This window comes from Endozoicomonas sp. ALB115 (genome assembly GCF_049310245.1).
In the GTDB taxonomy this organism is placed as follows: domain Bacteria; phylum Pseudomonadota; class Gammaproteobacteria; order Pseudomonadales; family Endozoicomonadaceae; genus Endozoicomonas.
The window spans coordinates 1-6,100 of the sequence record NZ_JBLYZG010000120.1 but is presented as its reverse complement, the minus strand read 5'-3'; the positions used below and the strand labels follow the sequence as shown (position 1 = coordinate 6,100).

General features: G+C 52.5%; 2 protein-coding genes. Both read right to left on the bottom strand.

Annotated elements, in window-relative coordinates:
• A partial coding sequence (locus tag ACO6VE_RS23605) for a DUF1601 domain-containing protein (RefSeq protein ID WP_422463865.1) occupies positions 1–2,633 on the bottom strand: 2,633 nt, incomplete at its 3' end.
• Between the two features lie 156 nt (positions 2,634–2,789).
• Positions 2,790–6,041, bottom strand: a complete 3,252-nt coding sequence (locus ACO6VE_RS23600) for a DUF1601 domain-containing protein (RefSeq protein WP_422463864.1) — start codon at positions 6,039–6,041, stop codon at positions 2,790–2,792.
• Between the last annotated feature and the right edge of the window lie 59 nt (positions 6,042–6,100).

Here is a 6,100-nt window from a genome sequence, read left to right as displayed (position 1 = left end):
CTGCCAAGCCAACTGGCGGCCATGGCAATGGTGGTTTGATCCTCTTCATTATCTGGGAATGTATTTTCCAGGCGAGTCAACAGGATATCCAGATGTTTTTCAAGCGCGTTATTTTTATTGGCATTGGAGTCTAGAGACAACCTGGCACAGCATACCATTACGCCCCAGAGAGACATGGATATATCTTGCCTGGAGAGCTGAGGGGTTTCACTGATTCGGTAGACAAGCGATTCGAATGTAGAGATAACCACATTCAGCTCAACGAGCTCACCCAGTTTCGCCATGGCCCACAGCAGGTTGGCGATACCCTGTGGTGTAAAGTTAGCTTTCCGTGCGCTCACGTGGGGTAACAGCGCAGCCACGGCCGCTTTGAACTCTGGTGTCCACTCCTGCCCGTTATCCACCAGTTTCGCTATGGCCCACAGCAGGTTGGCGATGTGCTGGGGAATAAATTGGTCTTTCTGTGCCTTCACGTGAGGCAACAGCATGGCCACAGCCTTGTTGAGCGCTGGTGTCTGCCCCCGTCCGTTGTCCACCAGTTTCGCCATGGCCCACAGCAGGTTGGTGATTTCCTGTGGTGTAAAGTTAGCTTTCTGTGCGATCACCTGAGGCAACAGTGCGGTCACGGCCTCGTTGAGTTCTGGTGTCCGCTCCTGCCCGTTGCCCACCAGTTTCGCCAAGGCCCACAGCAGATTGGCAATACCCTGTTGTGTAAAGCTGGCTTTCTGTGCGCTCACGTGGGGCAACAGTGCCGTCACGGCTTCGTTGAGTTCTGGTGTTGACTCCTGCCCGTTGTCCACCAGTTTCGCCATGGCCCACAGCAGATTGGCAATACCCTGTGGTGTAAAGCTGGCTTTCTGTGCGCTCACGTGGGGCAACAACGCGGCCATGGCCTCGCTGAGCTCTGGTGTCCGCTCCTGCCCGTGGTCCACCAGTTTCGCCATGGCCCACAGCAGGTTGGTGATTTCCTGTGGTTTAAAGTGAGCTTTCTGTGCGATCACTAGGGGCAATAGCGTGGCCACGACCTCGTTGAGTGCTGGTGTCTGCTCCAGCCCGTTGTCCACCAGTTTCGCCATGGCCCAAAGCAGGTTGGCAATAAACTGGACATGAAATTGGGTTTTCTGTGCGTTCACCCGGGGCAACAGCGCGACCAGGGCTTCGTTGAGCCCTGGTGTCTGCTCCTGCCCATTGTCCACCAGTTTCGCCATGGCCCACAGCAGGTTGGCGATATGCTGAGGAATAAATTGGTCTTTCTGTGCGTTCACATTGGGCAACAGCGCAGCCACGGCCTCGTTGAACCCCGGAGTCCGCTCCTGGCCGTTGTCCACCAGTTTCGCCAGGGCCCACAGCAGGTTGGCAATATGCTGGGCACTAAATTGGTCTTTCTGTGCGTTCACGTAGGGCAACAGCGCGGCCACGGCCTCGTTGAGCCCTGGTGTCCGCTCCAGCCCGTTGTCCACCAGTTTCGCCATGGCCCACAGCAGGTTGGCGATACCCTGTGGTTTAAAGTTATCTTTTTGTACGTTCACATGGTGCAACAGCGCGGTTACAGCCTCGTTGAGCTCTGCTGTCCGCTTCTGCCCGTTGTCCACCAGTTTCGCCATGGCCCACAGCAGGTTGACAATATTCTGGGTATTAAATTGATCTTTCTGTGCGTTCACATGGGGGAACAGCACGGCCACGGCTTCTTTGAGCTCCGGTGTCCACTCCCCGTTGTCCACCAGTTTCGTCATGGCCCACAGAAGGTTGGCGATACCCTGGGCATTGAATTGGTCTTTCTGTATGTTCACGTGGGTCAACAGGGCACCCATGGCCTCTTTGAACTCTGGTGTCTGCTCCAGCCCGTTGTCCACCAGTTTCGCCATGGCCCACAGCAGGTTGGCAATGCCCTGGGCCTTAAATTGGTCCTTCATTGCGCTCACGTGGGGCAACAGCGCGACAACGGCCTCGTTGAACTCCGGTGTCTGCTTCTGCCCGTTGTCCACCAGTTTCGCCATGGCCCACAGCAGGTTGGCGATACCCCGGGCATCAATATTCCTGGCTTGAGGTTTTTGGTTGCACTTGAATATTATTGCGTCAAGCAGAGTGGACAATAAGGAAGCTTGAGTTAGCTTGACACGCTCATCCATGGGGTTATGAGGGGTAAAAAAACCTGCTGAAGTCAATGAATGTAGTGTTGTCGTAAGGCTTCGCCAGTCCCAACGCCGTGTTATTGTAAAATTTTGCAGCAAACGTATCAGCTGGCTTTGTTCAGCTTGATTTAACGGTCTTTTAGCAGCTGATGTGTATCTTTTAATTGAATCAGCATACAGACCGTGATGTCTCCCATCATAGCGATCACCGAAACGATAAGATTTACTCACCAGATCATCCATTATTTCCTGTTTGATGAGCGCATTAAAATCTTGAGCAGGGTTTACTGAGCGGCGCTGTGGATGTTGAGAAGAGCGTGCGCCAGAAGAATGGTAAAATTCATTACGCCCCGGGGTAGTGCGGGGGGTATTATGCCGCTGTCTGACTGTACTCTGTCTATATCGCCCATGCCTTGAAGAAGTGGCATGGTTATCCGGTTGGGTGTGATCATTACCTGGTCTTGTGTATTTGCCACTGAAGCCAACAGAGGTTCTATCCATAATTATATTTCATTAATTCATGAGAATATAAAAAGCAGACTGCGGTTCTGTTCAGAAGTTCATTTTGTTGAACGGTTTATAAACGCAAGTGGTTGGAGGAGAGCATCTACTCTGAATTGTGAAAACGGTTCCTGAGTCACGATGGCAGGGAAACGATTACTGGCTGTTTGTTCTCTTCTTTATTTGGTCAATAAATGGTTTCATTACATCCTGGCTGCAAAGCCAGTTAACCGGGATTTCAATGACCTCAAATCCTGATTTTTGCAGCAGTGCGATTTTCAGCAGAGTCGAACCCTTCCTTGTTTTGAAATCACCATTCACGTAATGAGACGATCCCTGAACTTCAATCACCATGTTGTGATCTGGCAGTAACAGGTCAACCGGAGGTAATGAGTTCAGACTCTTTTCTTCTTCAATCTTCAAAGAGGGCATGCATGATTGGAGTTGATTGCAAAAGTCAGCCTGATGTTTTGAAATGGTTGTCTGGTAATGGGGGGTGAAGGGACACGTTCTGCCAAGCCAACTGGCGGCCATGGCAATGGTGGTTTGATCCTCTTCATTATCTGGGAATGTATTTTCCAGGCGAGTCAACAGGATATCCAGATGTTTTTCAAGCGCGTTATTTTTATTGGCATTGGAGTCTAGAGACAACCTGGCACAGCATACCATTACGCCCCAGAGAGACATCGATATAACTTGCCTGGAGAGCTGAGGGTTTTCACTGATTCGGTAGACAAGCGATTCGAATGTAGAGGTAACCACATTCAGCTCAACGAGTTCACCCAGTTTCGCTATGGCCCACAGTAGGCTGGCGATACCCTGTGGTGTAAAGTTAGCTTTCCGTGCGCTCACGTGGGGTAACAGCGCAGCCACGGCCGCTTTGAACTCTGGTGTCCACTCCTGCCCGTTATCCACCAGTTTCGCCATGGCCCACAGCAGGTTGGCGATGTGCTGGGGAATAAATTGGTCTTTCTGTGCCTTCACGTGAGGCAACAGCATGGCCACAGCCTTGTTGAGCGCTGGTGTCTGCCCCCGTCCGTTGTCCACCAGTTTCGCCATGGCCCACAGCAGGTTGGTGATTTCCTGTGGTGTAAAGTTAGCTTTCTGTGCGATCACCTGAGGCAATAGCGCGGCCACGGCCTCGTTGAGTTCTGGTGTCCGCTCCTGCCCGTTGCCCACCAGTTTCGCCAAGGCCCACAGCAGGTTGGTAATGGCCTGGGCATTAAGTTGGTTTTTCTGTGAGTTCACGAGGGGCAACAGCGCAGCTACGGCCTTATTGAGTTCTGGTGACCTCTCATGCCCGTTGTCCACCAGTTTCGCCATGGCCCACAGCAGGTTGGCGATACCTTGTGGTTTAAAAGCAGCTCTCTGTGCATTCACGCGGGGTAACAGCGCAGCTACGGCCTCTTTGAGCTGCGGTGTCCGCTCCTGCCCGTTTTCCACCAGTTTCGCCATGGCCCATAGCAGGTTGGCAATACCCTGTGGTGTAAAGTTGGCTTTCTGTGCGCTTACGTGCGGCAACAACGCGGGCATGGCTCCGTTAAGCTCTGGTGTCCGCTTTTGCCCGTAGTCCACCAGTTTCGCCATGGCCCACAGCAGGTTGGTGATTTCCTGTGGTGTAAAGTTAGCTTTCTGTGCGATCACCTGAGGCAATAGCGCGGCCACGGCCTCGTTGAGTTCTGGTGTCCGCTCCTGCCCGTTGCCCACCAGTTTCGCCATGGTCCACAGCAGGTTGGCGATAACCTGGGCATGAAATTGGTTTTTCTGTGCTTTCACCTGGGGCAGCAGCGCGGCCACGGCATCTTTGAGTCCTGGTGTCCACTTTTGCTCGTTGTCCACCAGTTTCGCCATGGCCCACAGCAGATTGGTGATATCCTGGACATTAAATTGGTCTTTCTGTGCGATCACCCGGGGCAAAAGTGCGACCAGGGCATCGTTGAGCCGTGGTGTCCGCTTCAGCCCGTTTTCAACCAGTTTCGCCATGGCCCACAGCAGATTGGAGATATGCTGAGGAATAAATTGGTCTTTCTGCGCGTCCACGAGAGACAACAGGGCGGCCACGGTCTCGTTGAACCCTGGTGTCTGCTGCTTCGTATTTTCCACCAGTTTCGCCATGGCCCACAGCAGGTTGGCGATATGCTGAGGAATAAATTGGTCTTTCTGCGCGTTCACGAGAGGCAACAGGACGGCCACGGTCTCATTGAGCCCTGGTGTCTGCTGCCTCGTATTTTCCACCAGTTTTGCCATGGCCCACAACAGGTTGGCAATGTCCCGGGCATTAAGTCGGTTTTTCTGTGCGTTCACGAGGGGCAACAGGGCGGCCACGGCCTCGTTGAGTCCGGGTGTCCGCTCCAGCCCGTTTTCCAGCAGTTTCACCATGGCCCACAACAGGTTGGCAATGTCCCGGGCACTAAGTTGGTTTTTCTGTGTGTTCACGAGGGGCAACAGGGCGGTCAGGGCCTCGTTGAGTCCTGGTGTTTGCTCAAGCCTGTTGTCCACCAGTTTCGTAATGGCCCACAGCAGATTGGTAATGCCCTGGTCAGTAAGTTGGTCTTTCTGTGCGTTCACGCGGGGCAACAGGGCGGCCACAGCTTCTTTAAGCTCTGGTGTCCACTCCCCGTTGCCCACCAGTTTTGCCATGGCCCACAGCAGGTTGGCGATACCCTGGGCGTTGAATTGGTCTTTCTGTAGGTTTACGTGGGGCAGCAGGGCGGTCATGGCCACTTTGAACTCCGGTGTCTGCTTCTGCCCGCTGTGCACCAGTTTCGCCATGGCCCAAAGCAGGTTGGCGATTCCCTGGGCATCAATATCCCTGGCTTCAGGTTTTTGGTTGCAGGTAAATATTATGGCATCAAGCAAAGTTGACAATAAGGCCGCTTGAGTCGACTGAGCACGCTCATGCATGGGTTTATAAGGGATGAAAGTACCCGCTGAAGTCAATGAATGAAGTGTGGTCGTCAGGCTTCGCCAATTCCAACTCCGTGTTGGGGTAAAGTTTTGCAGCATACTTATCAGCTGGCTTTGTTCCGCCCGGTTTAACGATCTTTTTGCAGCTGACGTGTATTTTTTAATTGAACTGGCATATCGACTGTGATCTCTCCCATCATAGCGATGACCGAAGCGATCCGATCTTCTCACCAGATCATCCATTATTTCCTGTTTGATGAGGGCGTTAAAATCTTCAGCAGGGTTTACCGAGCGGCGCTGTAGATGTTGAGAAGAGCGTGTGCCAGAAGAATGGTAACATTCATTGCGATCCGGTGCAGTGCGGGGGGGATGATTCCATTGTCTGACTGTGGCATGTCTATATCGCCCACGCCCTGAAGAAGGGGCAGGGTTATTCGGTTGGTTGTAATCATTACCCGATCTTGTGTCATTACCACTGATACCAGCTGATCTTCTATCCATAATTATATTTCATTAATTCATGAGAATATAAAAAGCAGACTGCGGTTCTGTTCAGAAGT